Raw genomic sequence first — 16,935 nt, 5'->3', positions numbered from 1 at the left:
TAGGTCATCTGCAATGACAATGAAACAGCGGCAGTTCAGGGACATTTAGGTCCTTGGCTGCCGCTGTTTGCTGTATCAGAGGGGCATTTTAGTCCATACTGATCAAGTCGCGGAATACGCCGGGAAAAGAATCAGGGACCGCAATCGCGCCGACAGTCTTCTCATAGAAAGGCACTGCGTCCACGACCCAGCCGATGATGGCGTAGCCGTAGCCGTTCCGGTGCATCGCGGACAGGCATTCCAGCAGCAGTGCCTTCCCGATGCCGAGGCCCCGGTAATCCTCCAGCACGCCGGTCGGGCCGAAGAAGTTCTTCACAACAACATCGTGACAGGCAAAGCCGATCACTTCGCCCTGCTTCACGGCAATATAGCAATGGACAGGCAGATGCGAGAAGGCCGTCTCGCATTCATTCCGCCAGCTATTCGTGAAGTGGCGGCCGACAAAATCCACAATGGCCTGCTTATCCCCGGTCATTGCCCGTTTGATGGCAATTCCTTCTCCCCGCAGACGTTCCAGCAGCGCACTATTGTCAGGCAGATCATATAACTTAACGAGCATATCAGGCATCAGCTATCCCCCGCTTTCTGTTCAATCATCTCAAGATCAGTGATCATTCCGTGCAGGTCCGCTTCGAATAATTCCGGCCGGTAGAACCGGGAGCGGATGAACAGCTCCGCCATCTGCGGAGGGAGCAGCTCTGCAAGTACGCTCTGCATCCGCTGCTTGGCTCTGAATAGATCGCCGTATCCGCTTCTGTACTTATCCCGGAGGAAGGTAATCACTTCCTCACTGCCTGGCGACATTGCTCCGCGGAAGAGGAACGTATGCAGCGGAGAGCGGCGCTGCGCTGGAATCTCATACTGAATCATCGCATCGATCAGCTCGGCAGTGAGGCGGTTCTTCCTCACAGCCGGAAGCAGCTGCGGAATCAGGGAATAATAGTCGGTTACCGCATAATCTGCCCATTCTTCTCCGCTCAGCTGGCTCGTATCAAGCCCGTGGAACTGGTGCAGAAAACGGGCCAGGAAGGATGAAATATCCGCCTTGGCATTCCAGCTTTGTTCTGCGGCAAAAAACGCCGGATAACGCGAGGTCTCGAACAGGCCGTAGGGACTGCCCAGCGAGAACGGGCATCCCCAGTTCGTATGAATGATCCCTTCCAGCTGCTCCGATTGCGCCAGCTGAATCCAGTCTAGCACATTCTTGATCCGGTTATGAATGACCGGATAATTCTGGTCGCCGTTATCATCCCAGCAGCGGACAGAGGAGGCGCCGATGGTCTCAATGCCGGCGTCGCGCAGCTTGTGGAGAATGAGCCGGGCATCCGCCTTCATCCGGTGCCCGCCGTAGATCCAGACCACCACTACGACACGCTTGTCGAGTGCGGCGATCTCGTCCAGGGTGGCGTGCATGATCATGTCATGCCAGATCATCGGTGTTTTGCCGAGGCTGATTGTCTTCTCAGCCAGCTGATTGACAAAGCGGATGAAGGAGGCCTCCGGGGTAAGCCCGGAATTCCGGCAGTCTTCACAGGTGCCGAGCGTCCAGACCTCATCACAGCCCAGATGGAGATAATCGCTGTGCGGATGAAGTGCAGCCACTTCCTCCAGAATTCCGGCCATCATCTCGAAGGATCCTGTGCGGTGCGGGCATAGCTCCGACACGGTCTCGGGGACCTCGCGCAGCCCGATGTAGACCGGATGCTTCAGAATATATTCCAGATGCCCGAAGGACTGCTGCTTCGGAATCACGGTGACGAAATGGTCATGTGCATTCTGCAGGAGCTGACTGTGTTCTTCCTCGGTGAAGGCCAGCCCGGGATGGCGGAGGAAGCTCAGCTTCCGGAACGGCAGCTTGTCCTCATATTCGATGATCAGTGTATTAATCTTATAGCGCGCCAGCTCCGCAATATACTCCAGCATATGCTCATAGGTCGGATAGACGGTGCGCAGATCCAGATAATCGCTGCGCAGCCGCAGATCCGCCCAGTCGGCCACCGTCAGTGCAGGTATGGCGCCTCCGCCGCTATCCAGCAGCTGTTCCAGTGTCTTAATCCCGTAGAAAAGCCCGGAAGCGCTGAGCGCGTATAGTTCAACCCGGTCTGTATCTGTAATCAATACGTATCCGTCATGCTTGCCTTCTACCCGCCGGGCCATGCGGGGATTGAAGCGGGTTCCCTCCGAGACCAGTGCGTATACAGCGCTGCCTCCTGGCTCCTGAACCTCTGTCACCCCCGCGAATATTCCTTGCGTTGCCGCCAATAACCGGACATCATTCCCGGGAATCCATAGCTGCACCGTCCAGCCGCGGATGCCGCTGACCGGTTCCGGTCCCCGGCTCTGCACCACCTGAGGCTGCGGAATCAATGGAATGTTCATAGCCAGCGGACCCGGCCTTTGAAGCGCTCAATGAAGCGGTTATTCCATTCATCCCCGCCCGGAGCGTTGCCGCTGCGCCAGACCGGCACCTCAATCCCTTTTTCCCCGAGACAGGCAGCCGTGGTCATCATCAGTGAATTCAGCAGGAAAGCGTTGGCGAAGGTTGAGGTCGAGCCCATCTTCGGTTCAATTCCCTCAATATGCAGTGCAGCATCGCCCGGCTTGACCTTGCTGTCCAGAACATAGTCGCACAGCTCATACAGGTTCTGCCCCGAAGGATGTCGGGCAATATGATTCTTGGGGGTAGCTTCGGCATGGCCGACAGAGGTAACGGCAATCGTTGTAACCCCCCGGCGCCGCGCCTCCAGGGCAGCATCGACACAGGCGGTGTTAATGCCGTAGGCATTGGCAAGGATGAGGATGTCACCTTCGCCCAGCCGGTTATCTTCTATAACAAGTGTTCCGTAGCCGGGAGTACGTTCAACGGCCATCGAGCGCAGAGCGCCGTTCGAGATCATCGTGCCTTCATCTAATATAGCGCTGATATGCATCAGGCCACCTGCGCGGAAGAAGACCTCGGTAGCATTCATGTTGGAATGCCCGCCCGGACCGTACAGATAGACCAGCTTATCCTCTGCAATATGATCTGCAAGCAGCTCCGCCACCTGCACCAGCTTCTCCCTCGGCTCACTCCGTATCTCATTCAGCAGCTCCACAATGCTTTCCATATAAGCGGACATAATATCTGACTTTGCGTTCATTTACATTCCTCCTAAAAGTTTTGTAAGCATAAGCCCCCTGAGTCTCTTCGCAAAACTGGCTTCGGAAGCATACGCTTTAAGTTTTGTAAGCATAAGCTTCCGCTTGCCTAGAAGATAACAAAGCGGGCAGGCGGAGTAAATCAACTATTTTGCGCAAATCCGCACCGTTTTTGACTGATTTGGCCAGCAGCATGCCATGATGTGTACAAATCGCTGATTGGGACAACGGCAGGTAAAAATTTTTCTGAACGGGTCAGGATCGTGACTTATGTAAAATTCTTTGCTTTTCTATAATGAGAGATAACATCACGCAAGAGGGGGGACAGAGCCTTGAAGACGTCAGTTGCCTTGCCACAGTCCCGGGAGAATCCGGTCATCCGCCGAAACAAACGGAAATGGAAAGAAATATGGATGGGTTATCTGTTCACCGGGCCCATGCTGCTCGGAGTAATTGTATTTACGCTGATCCCTATGATTTTCTCCTTCATACTCAGCTTCACCAAGTGGTCGTTCGTCACCGGGTTTGACAAGATCCGCTGGAACGGACTGGACAACTTCCGCCAGCTATTTCAGGATGAAGTGTTTCTGAAGTCGCTGGGCAATAATTTCATTATGCTGCTGGCGGTACCGGTGGGAATGGCTATAGCGCTGATCCTGGGGGTGATTATCACCAATCATGTCTACGCGCCGGGAGCGTTCAAGGTCATCTATTTCATGCCCCAGATTTCCAGTGTCGTCGCTGTCGCAGTAGTATGGCAGGTTCTGTTCCATCCCTCCTACGGTCCGGTTAACGGTTTCCTGTCGGCACTCGGAGTGGACAATCCGCCCAAATGGCTGGCCGATCCTTCGTATGCGCTTCCATCGGTCATGCTGCTGATGATCTGGATAGACCTCGGGGTCTCGCTGATTATCTACATTGCGGGAATCAAGAATATTCCTGCCGATCTGTATGAAGCGGCGACAATCGACGGTGCCTCGAAGTTCGCCCAGTTCCGCTCCATTACTTTTCCGCTGCTGACGCCGACGACCTTTTTCCTGCTGGTGACCGGAATTATCGGCAATTTCAAATCCTTCGCGCTGGTCAAGGTGCTGACGGAGGGCGGTCCGGCCAACTCTACTTCCGTTGTGGTTTATGACATGTATCAGACCGCATTTGTGGATCTCCAGACGGGTTATGCTTCTTCTATGGTCATGGTTCTGTTCGTTATCGTACTCGCCATCACCGGCTTGCAGTGGCTGGGACAGCGCTATTGGGTCAATTACTAGAAAGGGAGGGACCCCTGTGAAATTAAAGAATCTGGACTGGGGAAAAGCGGTTATCACTCTACTTATGGCGCTGCTGGGCATCGTATTCCTGCTCCCTTTTATATGGATGCTGTCCGCTTCGCTCAAGCCGGAGGCTGATGTGTTCAAATATCCGATCGAATGGATTCCGCAAACCTGGAGGGCAGCGTTCAACTACCACTCTGTGTGGTTTGGCAAAGCGAACTTTACCCTGTATTATTGGAACTCCATCAAAGTCACAGCACTCACGACACTCCTGTCCGTAGCCGTCTCCAGCATGGCCGCCTACGGCTTCACCAAAATCCGCTTCCCGGGCAGAAACGCATTATTTGTGGTGGTGCTGGCCACTTATATGATTCCTGCGGAAGCCACGCTGGTGCCGCTGTTCATCATGTTCCGCACCATCGGCCTGTACGACACCCATCTGGGCCTGATTCTGCTGGGCGGGTTCAGCGTACTGGGAACCTTCCTGCTCCGCCAGTTTTTCGCCTCACTCTCGAATGAATATATCGAATCCGGGCAGATCGACGGGGCGGGCCATATCCGTATTTTCCTCTCCATTCTGTTTCCGCTGGTCCGGCCGGCGATTGCCACTTATGCCATTCTGCGGTTTATCTGGACCTGGAATGATTTTCAGACGCCGCTGGTCTTCCTGAACAGCAAGACGCTCTATACCCTTCAGCTTGGCATGAATGCCTTCGCTGACCGGAACGGCGCATTCTACTCCCTCATCATGGCGGCTTCCGTCTCGGCAATTGTACCGCTGCTCGTAGTGTTCATCCTCGGCCAGAAGCAGGTCATCGAGGGCATTTCCTTGGGGGGGGTGAAGGGGTGAAGGCTGGCAAGTTCCCGGAAGTTGCATAACCGGAGGTGGATGGAGCGGACGTGACTGTCAGTGTATACATCAGAAAGTCCAGACGATAAGGAACAGCTGCCGGACAAGCTTCATAGGCAGGGAGAACTCACATTAGAAGGGGTGTTATTAATGAAAAAGAATGTATTCGCGTTGGTATGGATCACCGTGCTCCTTGTAGCCCTGGCGGGCTGCGGCAATTCGAACAACACTAATAATGCATCTCCCACTAATAGCAGCACTGCTGCACCGGATGCGGCGGAGAGTGCTGCACCTTCTGCAGAACCTGTCACGATCAAAGTCGCCAACTGGTCACCTGCGGCGGATATGGAACCTATTCTGCAGGCGTACGAGGATTCCCATCCGGGAATTACACTGGAATACGTGGAGCTGGCTGACAACGGCGATTCCGTGGCCGGGATGAAGAAGCTGGATCTCCTCGTTGCTTCCGGCGAGAACCTGGACGTTGTGTTCATGCCGGGTGCAACCGACTACTCACAGCGTGCGGGACTCGGACTGCTGGCTTCGCTGAATGACCTGATCAGCAAAGAAGGCATCACGCTGGCGGATGAATATACGATTGATCCATCCGTAGACGGACAGGTGTATGCACTTCCCGATACCCTGGAGAATTATTTCGTCCTGCTGAACAAGGACAAGCTGGATGCGGCTGGACTGGCTGTGCCTACGGAATGGAGCTGGGATGACTATCTTGACTATTCCGCCAAGCTGACCAGCGGTACCGGGCCGTCCAAGACCTTCGGCACTTATTTCCATACCTGGGCGATGTACTGGGAGCTGGCCATTATCAACCAGGAGAAGGACAACAATCTGGTCAATAACGGCATCGTAAATATTGACAGTGCGGGTATCCGCCAATCGCTGGAGCTGCGCAGCAAGGCAGAGGAATCCGGAGTGGCTGTACCTTATGCAGATACCATCTCCCAGAAGCTGGCTTACCGTTCTGAATTCTTCACCGGACATGCCGCGATGATTGTGACCGGCAACTGGATGATTGGAGAAGCGGGCGGATCGGAGGAATTCCCGGCTACGTTCACCACTGCCTTTGCACCGATGCCTTCCAACAGCGCCGGACAGCCTGCCGGAGTCAGTATTGCCAACGGCAATTATGTGGGCATTCTGGAGAAATCGCAGCATCAGCAGGAAGCCTATGATTTCATCCGCTGGTATTCTACAGAGGGCGAGCAGATGCAGAATGTATACTCCGCCTGGAAGAAGCAGGATGTCGATCAATACATCGCCGGAGTGAAGGCGTCAGCCATGAGTCCGGACAAAATTGACGAAACCTCACTGGCCTACGTCATCAAGAATGCCAAGCCGGCTCCGCTAAGTGTGCCGCCGACCTATCAGGGCGAGCTGGAAACTGCTTTTACCAAAGAAACCGAGCTGTACATCCTGAAACAGCAGGATCTGGAGACTACGGTCAGCAAAGCGCAAGCTGAACTGCAAAAGATCGTGGACGCCAATAAGTAAATAAAGCGAACCGTCATATTTTGTCGAAATATTACTGGGAAATGAATTACTGGAGGCGGAAAGCTGATATGATAGAAGCAAAGAAAACGATCGTCTGATTGTGAAGGGGGGATTGCCATTGCTGCCAAAAGGATGGAAACTCGGTTTTCGCAACAAGCTGCTCGTCGCTTCCTTGCTCTGTCTGCTGCTTCCCGCCTCCATTACCCTGTATATTTCCAATTCCTATACCGAGCACATCCTCCGCTCCCAGGTGATTCAGAATGAACGCCGTTCGCTGGAGCAGGAGAGCATGTATATCTCGAACCTTCTCAGCAATATGGTGCTGGTGTCGAATTACATTCAGTTCGATCCCGGGATTACGCTTATTCTCAAAGAAAATTGGCAGCGCAGTAAGCTGCATCAGCCGGATACAGCCAAGAATGTACTGGAATTCAAAGAGGTTACCGAAAAGCTCGAAAGCGTGACCTCCATGATGGAGAAAACATTTGTCACCGTGCTTACCTCAGACGGCCAATATTATTCAAATTATCCTTATGCCAAGCTGGATGTCGGCGCCCTGCTGCTCCAGCCCTGGATGGAAAAAGCACGTCAGCAGCCTGTCTTCGATCTCTACTGGGCAGGTGTGCTCGATAACTATATTCCTACCGTTGCCCGGACCAGCCCGCAGGTGCTGACGATTGCCCGCAATCTCAAGCTGTCCTCCAATTCCACTTATGCGACGGTCATTATCAGTATCGCCGAGAGCCGGATCAGCCAGATCTTCAATGATAACCGTAAAGGCCAGGAGACACTGCTGATTGCACCTGACGGAACGGTACTGGCCTCCCGGGACAAGACGCGCCTGGGTCAGCCGTTTGCGCTTGCGGATGAACTGACGGGTACAGCGGATTCGCGTTTCATGGACTACCGGAATGAACAATATCTGCTTAGCAGCCTGGATATTCCCTATGGGAATTACCGGATCGTCAGCCTGTCGCCTTACCGCGAGGCGGTCAGCCAGATCAGTGCAACCCACCGCTGGAGTACTGCCGTGCAGATCGTATCGGGAGCGTTCTTCCTGCTGATCCTGGTCCTGCTGGTCCGTCAGTTCACGAAGCCGGTAATCAGGCTGGACAGCGTGGCGGCCAGAGTAGAGCAGGGGGAGCTTGGCATCCGTTCCGGCGTGCGCGGGTATGACGAGATTGGGCGGCTTGGCAAGTCTTTTGACCATATGCTGGACCGGGTGGAGAAAATGATCGAACAGATTAAGGTGGAGCAGGCGCAGAAGCGCAAGGCCGAGCTGGCGATGCTGCAATCGCAGATCAATCCGCATTTCCTGTTCAATATTCTTAATTCCATCCGCCTGCGCATTATGATGCGGGGGGATGAGGAGAATGCGGAGCTGCTGTTCTCGCTGTCCCGGCTGCTGCGGATGACCATTCAACAGCGTGATGAGTACACTTCTCTGCATGATGAGCTGCATATTGTCAGGAGTTATGTGGAGCTGCTGAATTTCCGCCAGGCCGATGAAGTTACGCTGAATACAGACTGCACCTCGGAGAGCCTTGGGGTAAAAATCCCGCGCTTCCTGCTGCAGCCGGTCATCGAGAATGCTTATATTCACGGCCTGCGCCAGGAGAGCGGACGCATTTTGATCCGTACCTGGACTCAGGACAGCCGTCTGTTCATAGCGATTGAAGATAACGGCCGGGGCATGGATGAGGTGACCCTGAACCGGCTGCGGGCAGAGGTTGGCTCCGAGCCGCCGGAGCTGGAAGCCATGCCGTCCAGCAGACTGGCTCATATTGGAATGTCGAACGTATACGAGCGTCTGTATCTGACATACGGTTCAGCCTTCCAGGTTACCATTGACAGTATCCCCGGACAAGGGACAACCTTCCTGTTTGTGCTTCCTGAAGAAATTCCGGATCAAGGTTAGGAAAGGGAGAGTGGGAACGATGTATAGCGTGATGCTGGTGGATGATGATTATCCGGTACTGGACTTTCTCTCGGCAGTAATTCCCTGGAACGAGCTTGGACTGACCCTTCATTCAGCCTGCAAAAATGGTCTGGTTGCCCTGGAGAAAGCGCAGGCCGGTATGCCGGATATTGTGATAACGGATATTGGCATGCCTTATATGGACGGCATTGAGCTGATCCGCGAGCTGAAGCTGATGAACGAGGATTTACGCGTTGTGGTGCTGTCATGTATGGATGATTTCACGTATGCGCAGCAGGCGGTGAAGCTGATGGTGAGCGATTACATTCTCAAGGAGATGATCAGCCGCGAGCTGATTACCGGTCTGCTGCAGGAGATTGGCGATGAGCTGCGGCGCAGGGATGCGGACAAAGCCCAGACGCTGAAATGGAAAAGCATGGCGGAGAATCAAAAGGTGCTGCTGAAGCAGAGTGTGCTGCGGCGGATTGCCGCCCGGGAGCTGCCGGACACCGAATGGCTTCCGGATGCCGCCGAGCTGGGGATTATACCCGATTTGACGGCGAATGTAGCCGTTCTATGCCGGGTCAGCGGCAGTACCGGGGAGCCGGTCCGGGATGATCTTGCGCTAATGGCACTGGTGGAATCCGCCGCCGAAGCGGTGCTTCAGGATGGAACGGCCGCCGTATGTCTGCCCTACAGCGGGCGGGACTGCGTGCTGGTCTTCACCGGAGGGATGGGTAATGGCGCAAGTGCCGGCCATATCTCCATGCTCGGCAAGCTGCGTTCTGCGGTTCAGAGCATGCCGGGGGTAGGGGCATCCTTTCAATATCTGTGTATTCCGCCCGGCAGCGGGCATTTCCGTGAAGGGATTATAACGCTGCTTACACAGGGGCGGGAGAACGCCTTTTATCTGAAGCCGGGCGGGCTGACCGGGCTGAAGGAGCTCCAGCCGTTCACCGGCGAGGATCTGTTTCTGCATTACACCGAAGCCTCCCGGGAGATCCGGGAAGCGTTCCTGGAGGAATCGGCCGGGCGGCTGGAGGAGCTGCTGTCCAAATGGATGGATTATATCCGGGTGAAGCGCTTTGCTCCGCGCCAGGTCAAGGAATGGGTGCTCAAGCTGCTCTATGATAACCAGATGCGGCTGATGGCCCGTCAACAGTTCCAGTCGACCTTCTCTCTGGAGATGCTGCATGACACTATCACTGCCATTGAGCATATTGACAGCCTGGAAGAGTGGTCCCTGCAATTCTTCTATGAACGTCTGCCGGTGATCCGGGAGATGTACCAGGAGACACGGCGGGATGAGATCAAGAAGGTGAAGCAGTATGTGGACCGGCATCTGAACCGTAAAATTACGCTGGAGGAGGTAGCCGAATACACTCATCTGAATTCGAGCTATTTCAGCCGCCTGTTCAAAAAAGAAACCGGGATGAGCTTCATTCACTATGTCACCCACACCAAGATGGAGCATGCCAAAGAGCTGCTGGACCAGTCTCCGCAAAGTGTGGAGCAGGTCGCCGAGCAGCTGGGCTACGAGAACAAAAGCTATTTCACCAAGCTGTTCAAGCTGCATACAGGCTTCACTCCGGGTGAATTCCGGGGTGAGGAAGGAACAAGGAACGGACAACCACAAGGCACAGGGAGGAACTACTCATGCTGAAAGTGACACCAATCCATACCGAAATGGCAGGTTCCATGCTTGTCCGTGTGTTTGAGAACCGGCAGCTGCTGGGATCTGCGGCAGGGCGTGAAGCAGCCGCGGCGATCCGGGCGCTGCTGGCGTCCAAGACCTTCGTAAGAATTATTTTCGCCGCCGCCCCTTCCCAGAATGAATTCCTTGCCGAGCTTGCCGCAGCCAAGGATCTGGACTGGAGCCGGATTACGGCCTTCCATATGGACGAATATCTCGGACTCCCGGAAGGCTCGCCGCAGAGCTTCGGCAGCTTCCTCCGGGAAGCGCTGTTCGACAAGGTGAAGCCGGGCAGGGTTCATTATATCAATCCTGCCGCAGAGCTTGAGGCTGAATGTGAGCGTTATGGCAGGCTGCTGGCGGAGGCTCCCATCGATATTGTCTGCCTCGGCATTGGCGAGAATGGCCATCTGGCCTTCAATGACCCTCCGGTTGCGGATTTTCATGATCCCCGGCTGGTCAAAGCGGTGACCCTCGATGCCGCCTGCCGCACACAGCAGGTGAATGACGGATGCTTCGCCAGTCTGGAGGAGGTCCCGCAGCAGGCACTGACCTTGACGATTCCTGTACTGCTCTCTGCCAAGTGGCTGTTCTGCATGGTCCCGGGTCCGACTAAGCGCGGAGCAGTTACCCGCACGCTGCATGAATCTGTCTCCACGGCCTGTCCGTCCACAATCCTGCGCAGCCACGGGGATTGCCGGCTGTTTGTGGACACGGATTCCTTCGGAGCGGTTGTGCGATGATTGTGGATGCGCTGCATTACCGTACAGGCGAGCCGGTCCGTATCCATCTGGAGGGCAGCATTATTGCTGCCATTGAACCGTTGGATGGACCGCTGCTGCTGCCGCCGGACGAACTGCTGGAGCTGCCGGTAGCTGCGCCCGGCCTGGTAGATCTGCAGATCAACGGCTATGGAGGCCATGACTTCAACCATCCGGTGCTGACCGCGGAGGCTGTCAAGGAAGCCATCCGCGCCTTGTGGACTGAAGGCATAACCACCTGCTATCCGACCGTGATCACCGGTGCTGCGTATACGATTCACGGCGCCATGCGGGCGATTGCCCGGGCCTGTGAAGAGGATGCTGCCGCCGCTGCCACGATTGGCGGCATCCATCTGGAGGGGCCATTTCTCTCAGCCGAAGACGGTCCGCGCGGAGCGCATAGTCTGGAGCATATCCGTCCGCCGAGTACGGCCCTGTTCGACCAGTGGCAGGAGGCGGCAGGCGGGCGGATCTCCATCGTGACGATGTCCCCGGAATGGGAAGGGAGTGCGGAGTTCATCCGCCACTGCGTGCGGCAGGGCGTGACGGTCTCCATCGGGCACACCTCGGCAAGCCCGGCACAGATTTCGGAGGCGGCCGCTGCCGGAGCACGGCTGTCCACGCATCTCGGCAATGGGGCGCATGCCATGCTGCCGCGTCATCCGAATTATCTGTGGGCCCAGCTCGCGGAAGATGAGCTGTGGTGCACCCTGATCGCCGACGGCTTCCACCTCCCTGATGAGGTGCTGAAGGTTGCGATGAAGGTCAAGGGCAGCCGGGCGCTGCTGATCAGCGATGCCGTTGCCCTCGCCGGCCTGCCGCCCGGCAGCTACGACACGCCGGTCGGCGGCCGCGTGGTGCTGACCCCTGAGGGCCGGCTGCATCTCGCCGGCCAGCCCGGGCTGCTGGCCGGTTCGGCGCAGATGCTGCTGCGCCACATCGCGCGCCTTAGCGCCGCGGGCCTGGCCGATCTGCCGGACGCCTGGGACATGGCGTCCGTGCACCCGGCAGGCTTCATGGCCCTGCCGGAGGCCGCGGGCCTGGCCGCCGGCGCGCCGGCGGATATTGCGCTGCTCCGCCGGGGCAGCGCGGGGCCGGCGCTGGCGGCGCTCTGCAAAGCCGGCGAATGGGTGTACCGCCGGGGCTGATGCCCGGCGGCAGTTTTTTTGCCGGGAGGTGCTGCGGGGTGCTGCGCCCGCCCTCGCACCTGCACTCGCGATTGCATCTGCACCTACATCTGCATCCGCACTAGCTAACGCAACTACACCTACATCTGCACCCGCACTAGCTAACGCACCTGCCCCTGCATCTGCCCCTGCGATCGCACCGCCACCCGCAACTTTTTGCCTGAGACAAGTTCATGCTATAATGGTGCGGAACACACTCCATGGATGCAGAGGTGATTAGAAAGTGGGATATAAGGCAGGCCAGCTTTTTGTTAATTTGCCGGTGAATAATCTGCAGGATTCGATCAACTTTTTTACCGCGCTCGGATTTGAGTTCAACCCGCAGTACACGGATGAGAACGCAACATGCATGATCATCAATGACAACACGTTTGCCATGCTGCTGACCAAAGAATTTTTTAACACCTTCACTTCGAAATCGGTTGTGGATACTGCCGGACACACGGAGGTTATCCTCGCCTTCTCAGCAGCAAGCAGGGCAGAGGTGGACGAACTGGTGCATAAGGCACTTGGGGCCGGCGGCAAACCGTTCAATGATCCGGTAGACCATGGGTTTATGTACAATTGGAGCTTTCAGGATATCGACGGACATCTGTGGGAAGTCATGTATATGGATGAGAACGCGCAATAGCATGGTGTGGATATAAGTGTGCATGAGGACAGGCTTCCGGATACGGGGGCTTGTTTTTTGCTCGTTTATACGAGGAACCTTTGGAGGGTTGGCAGTGATGCTATTATGGTATGCGGAATGCGGTGCGTGGTATGCTTAAGTGCACTTTGTACAACTAAATCGCCTGATTTTCAACCAATTATTCGTTTAGTTGTATTCCGTGCAATTAAACTGCCCCTTATAGATGGTTTACGCCGCTTCGGGCAGATATAGTTGTACAGAATACAGTTATAGGAGGCGAGCCTGCCTTTTCGCGGTTTTTAGTTGTACAATGTACAACTATCCTTTAAGTTTCCAGTTGAAGCTGAAACCGAACACATAAATTTCTGCATGAAATGAACTCATTTCATTAGTTCTGAGATTGTACCAACCGGGCATTGTAGAATGGCGGAGGCATACCTGAAAGACAGATTACTGGTGGTGTTCTGAAGCGAATGGCCGCCAGTGTGGCAGGACCGTTAGCTCAGCAGATGGCGATCAGCAGGGGAATGCGGACTGAGAAGACGCTATTTTGCCCAAAACACTGCATTCAACGCCCAAACGGACTGAGAATCAGTTATTTTGTTCATTCGACCCTAAAATGTGGAGCTGGCAGCCATGTAAGCGATTCTGAGTCACAAGACCGAAAAATCACCTATTTTGCCCAAATAGTGGATTCTCATTCCTATTCACGAGCGTACACGATCGTGAAGCTATTCATCCCCCGCCCAGCTCCCGCCGAGTCCCGCCAAGCCCCGCCGAGTCCCGCCCAGCTCCCGCCGAGTCCCGCCCAGCCTCGCCAAGTCCCGCCCAGCTCCCGCCGAGTCCTGCCGAGTCCTGCCAAGTCCCGCCCAGCTCCCGCCGTGTCCCGCCCAGCCTCGCCAAGTCCCGCCCAGCTCCCGCCGAGTCCTGCCGAGTCCTGCCAAGTCCCGCCCAGCTCCTGCCGAGTCCCGCCCAGCCCCCCGAGTCCCGCCCAGCTCACAGCGAGTCCCGCCCAGCTCCTGCCGAGTCCCGCTCAGCTCCCGCCAATCCCCGCAAATTTCCCGCCAGTCCCCGCCAGCCCCCTAAATCACTCTCCCGCCAACTTCTCTAAATACAAGCAGTGCAGGACCTAATACTCCAGCAGGCGCCCGTTATCATGCCATTGGCCGTACATAGTATTGGCTCTGGTGTTTGCGATGAATTTCTCCAGTCTGCGCTGATACACTTCAGGCTGATGGATATAGCTTTGTATGGTATCGATCCGCACCCGCCGGTAGAGCGCCGGAAAGGCCATGAAGTTCTCATACACCTGCGTTTCCTCTTTCAGCTTCTCTTCGATAACCTTGTCTATTCTGAAAGAATTGATGTCCATATCAGGAAGAACCCGCTGTCCTTCCTCACGCATCAAGCCCAGCTTCTCCAGGCGGCGGACACGCTCTTTATTAAGCTCAGTCCATGAGCTCCGCTTGCTGCGGGGAGACAATCTCTGGACCAGCTTCGCTTCAGCGTTCACCTTCTTCACGCCATCGATCCAGCCGAAGCACAAAGCCTCTTCAACGGCGTCCAGGTACAGCAGCGTACCCGGGATTGGCTTCATAGTGGCTTCGACCCAGCAAAAGGGTTCAATCGTGCTGTTCACCAGCAGCCAGTTCCGCAACTCTTCCCTTGATGTAGCCGCAATCCAATTTTCAGCGCTCATAGTTACTGTACACTCCCTTCTGTCAACTATATAGCCCGAACAGGAACCTGCACGGACGATTTACATGAATGGCAGTTTGTATGGCGGGAAGACTCCCGCTCAAGTCTAACTGTAGTTTCTCCTAATCCGGTTTGTACAGTTATAACGAGCTGTCCCTGCAAGATATTCAACTATCCGCTAGGCGTAACCCGCTTGAGAACGGTAGAACTAGCTCATAATTGATTGCACTTTCTGCAACAGATTCTGCGTTATCCTGCGCTAAAACCAATTCTGATGTATTTCATACAATTGATTTCCAGCTATCTGCCCAAATTCACCTATTCCATAGAGTTCTGTTGTACGAAGTGCAATAGACAATAGATTTCAACCTGGCTCTCACAAGAAGACCAGGCAGCTTAGCTTAAAGGTGAAACAGTGTTGGAGAACCGATCGTGGTTCGTTGAAGTAATCCTGCACGAAATACAACATTCCCCTCGTCAAAACCGGCCCTGACCGAAAACTGTTGCACAAAAGGCATCAATTGTCCTTCACCAAGCAGCTAAACGGGGAAATTGTTGTATCGCGAACAAGAATCCTTACGGTTACCCCAGTAACTATGAATTAATGTTGCAAAACGTACAACAACATCGACTTTTCAACTCATCGCTACAAGAATTATACTGACAATCAGCCCGGACAGGAAAAAATAGCTCCCGCTAACCAGTCCATAGACCAGCGGCCGGGGAATGTTGGGGTTAATCCCGGTATTCACGGTTGTGGCCGCCAATAGTCCTGCTCCGACAATCCCGCCAAAGATGAGAGCATCGGCAAAGGTTTCGATCTCGAACGCATAGAACAGTACCGCCATCGCCACTGTTGTTACCAGTCCGCATACCAGGGGACCCAAGATGAACCGGAGCGCCGGTTTTTCTTTGGAAATAGAAGGATTCATATGTTGCTTCGTATGATTAACATTCCTTCCATTTCCCGCTGAACCGATACCGTCCTCCTTAAGGACGGCAACGCCGTTTTCATTTGGCGAATGCTCTTTTCCCAGAGCGTAGGCATACGCCTTGCCCCAGACCACAGTGAACCATAGGCCTCCCACCAAAGACAACGCCAGCGCCCCGAGCACAACAGCCAACCCATTGATCTCCTGAATTACATTAAACATAATGTCCTCCTCGTGTGTTTAAGTCTGCTTACATCATAAAAAAAGAAGTTTGACAACAGCGTGTCATACTTCTTCATAAGGTTTGAGTGCGTTTTGGAGCTGCTCTCGGATGATGGCGCGCAGGGGGATGGGTTCGAGGACCTCGGCACCGCTGCCGAAACTGAGCAGAATGGCCCATAACCAGCGTGCACTGAGCGGCTGATATACCGGAATGCGCATCGTCATACTTCCATCTTCGTGAAACTGTTTGTCCATCTGCTGAAACTGATCCAGCGCGTCGGCCAACGCTTCCGGCCTTACCCGGATCACTACATCCTCCAGCTGGTTCTGCCGTGCGTGCTCTGAGGGAGCTGTCTCTTCCGGCACCTCCGGGTGCGGTCCGAAAGTATCCCCGGTCAGCATCAAATTCATCAGCCGGGACAGGCGGAACTCGCGGTAAGCTTGACGGGTGCGGCAATATCCGAAAATGTACCAGTTCCGGTATTTGAAATGAAGCCGCAGCGGCTCGATATCACGGGCCGTACGTTCATTCATGGTGTCGATATAATCGAAGCGGATCACTATGCGCCCGGTGATGGCAGTCCGTATATGACGCAGCGCATCGGGTTCCGTCCGCAGGGTGTCGAGGTCTACGGAGAGGCTCTGCGTCAGATGCTCCGGTCCGATGGTCTGCAGCCGCTCAATAGTCCCCTGCGCACGCCCGTCTTCAAACACGGTAGAAAGACTGCGTAGCACGGTAATCAGGGCGTTAACATCATAAGTGCCGAGCAGGCTTTTATCCATTTTGTAGCCGTCCATCATACCATATCCGCCTTTCATCCCCTGATACGATACGACCGGGAAGCCCGCTGCACAGATTACATCGATATCCCGGTAGATGGTCCGCTGCGATACCTGGAACTCTTCAGCCAGCATGGCCGCAGACAACACCTCGTGATTCAAAAGCTTATAGATTATAGAGATCAGCCGTTCCAGTTTCATAGGTATACATCCCCGTCCATTGGTTCTATTTCCTTAAATATTGACGTTTTGTTAACAGTTTCGCAACATATTCTTTACGCTCAGCATACACAACTTAAGAGAACAGTTAATATCCGGCTTCTACAATGAGGATATTAGCAG

15 protein-coding genes are annotated in these 16,935 nt (G+C 54.8%); 8 read left to right on the top strand and 7 right to left on the bottom strand.

The genetic code is table 11. The features are described from left to right. Positions 1-88 precede the first annotated feature (88 nt). From NYE33_RS28750 to NYE33_RS28740, 3 genes are read right to left on the bottom strand one after another with little or no spacing between them, the layout of a single operon-like run. On the bottom strand, positions 89-568 hold the full coding sequence (locus NYE33_RS28750) for a GNAT family N-acetyltransferase (RefSeq protein ID WP_341068872.1): 480 nt from the start codon (positions 566-568) through the stop codon (positions 89-91). Beyond that, a complete protein-coding gene (locus NYE33_RS28745) occupies positions 568-2,379 on the bottom strand; it encodes a family 20 glycosylhydrolase (RefSeq protein ID WP_340946998.1) in 1,812 nt (603 codons plus the stop codon). Before NYE33_RS28745 ends, NYE33_RS28750 begins: the two co-directional genes overlap by 1 nt. Further along, positions 2,376-3,140: a sugar isomerase domain-containing protein gene (locus tag NYE33_RS28740; protein ID WP_039305225.1), complete on the bottom strand. Its 765-nt coding sequence runs from the start codon at positions 3,138-3,140 to the stop codon at positions 2,376-2,378. Before NYE33_RS28740 ends, NYE33_RS28745 begins: the two co-directional genes overlap by 4 nt. A 411-nt stretch (positions 3,141-3,551) precedes the next feature. On the opposite strand from NYE33_RS28740, the gene NYE33_RS28735 reads away from it, so the two are divergent. From NYE33_RS28735 to NYE33_RS28700, 8 genes are all read left to right on the top strand, one after another. Beyond that, positions 3,552-4,406, top strand: a complete 855-nt coding sequence (locus NYE33_RS28735; RefSeq protein ID WP_081970463.1) for a carbohydrate ABC transporter permease — start codon at positions 3,552-3,554, stop codon at positions 4,404-4,406. A gap of 64 nt (positions 4,407-4,470) precedes the next feature. After that, positions 4,471-5,259, top strand: a complete 789-nt coding sequence (locus tag NYE33_RS28730; protein WP_076242874.1) for a carbohydrate ABC transporter permease — start codon at positions 4,471-4,473, stop codon at positions 5,257-5,259. A 150-nt stretch (positions 5,260-5,409) separates the two neighbouring features. Beyond that, complete coding sequence (locus NYE33_RS28725; RefSeq protein WP_171718546.1) at positions 5,410-6,771, top strand: ABC transporter substrate-binding protein; 1,362 nt, start codon at positions 5,410-5,412, stop codon at positions 6,769-6,771. Between the two features lie 118 nt (positions 6,772-6,889). Further along, entirely contained in the window at positions 6,890-8,689 is a 1,800-nt protein-coding gene (locus NYE33_RS28720) for a sensor histidine kinase (protein ID WP_341068869.1), read from the top strand. Positions 8,690-8,708: 19 nt separating this feature from the next. Next, positions 8,709-10,352, top strand: coding sequence for a response regulator transcription factor (locus NYE33_RS28715; RefSeq protein WP_341068867.1), 1,644 nt, complete (start codon positions 8,709-8,711; stop codon positions 10,350-10,352). Beyond that, positions 10,346-11,125 carry a glucosamine-6-phosphate deaminase gene (locus tag NYE33_RS28710; RefSeq protein WP_081969917.1) on the top strand — a complete coding sequence of 260 codons (780 nt, stop codon included), beginning with the start codon at positions 10,346-10,348 and terminating at the stop codon, positions 11,123-11,125. Before NYE33_RS28715 ends, NYE33_RS28710 begins: the two co-directional genes overlap by 7 nt. Further along, positions 11,122-12,291 (top strand): N-acetylglucosamine-6-phosphate deacetylase, encoded by a 1,170-nt coding sequence (locus NYE33_RS28705; RefSeq protein WP_076242800.1) that lies wholly within the window; start codon positions 11,122-11,124, stop codon positions 12,289-12,291. Before NYE33_RS28710 ends, NYE33_RS28705 begins: the two co-directional genes overlap by 4 nt. Positions 12,292-12,553: 262 nt before the next feature. Then, complete coding sequence (locus NYE33_RS28700) at positions 12,554-12,961, top strand: VOC family protein (protein ID WP_042135553.1); 408 nt, start codon at positions 12,554-12,556, stop codon at positions 12,959-12,961. Between the two features lie 703 nt (positions 12,962-13,664). Here the strand turns inward: NYE33_RS28700 and NYE33_RS28695 are convergent. The 4 genes from NYE33_RS28695 to NYE33_RS28680 form a co-directional block, all read right to left on the bottom strand. Further along, positions 13,665-13,823 carry a hypothetical protein gene (locus tag NYE33_RS28695; protein ID WP_341068866.1) on the bottom strand — a complete coding sequence of 53 codons (159 nt, stop codon included), beginning with the start codon at positions 13,821-13,823 and terminating at the stop codon, positions 13,665-13,667. Between the two features lie 267 nt (positions 13,824-14,090). Next, positions 14,091-14,660 (bottom strand): YdeI/OmpD-associated family protein, encoded by a 570-nt coding sequence (locus NYE33_RS28690; RefSeq protein ID WP_341068864.1) that lies wholly within the window; start codon positions 14,658-14,660, stop codon positions 14,091-14,093. A gap of 634 nt (positions 14,661-15,294) precedes the next feature. Next, on the bottom strand, positions 15,295-15,813 hold the full coding sequence (locus NYE33_RS28685) for a DUF1761 domain-containing protein (RefSeq protein WP_341068862.1): 519 nt from the start codon (positions 15,811-15,813) through the stop codon (positions 15,295-15,297). A gap of 63 nt (positions 15,814-15,876) precedes the next feature. Next, entirely contained in the window at positions 15,877-16,794 is a 918-nt protein-coding gene (locus NYE33_RS28680) for a helix-turn-helix transcriptional regulator (RefSeq protein ID WP_341068860.1), read from the bottom strand. Positions 16,795-16,935: the final 141 nt, after the last annotated feature.

This window comes from Paenibacillus sp. FSL R10-2199 (genome assembly GCF_038000235.1).
GTDB classification, from domain to species: Bacteria; Bacillota; Bacilli; order Paenibacillales; family Paenibacillaceae; genus Paenibacillus_AQ; species Paenibacillus_AQ phytohabitans.
Note: the sequence above shows the minus strand (reverse complement) of the source record. Positions and strands in the feature narration are given on the sequence as shown.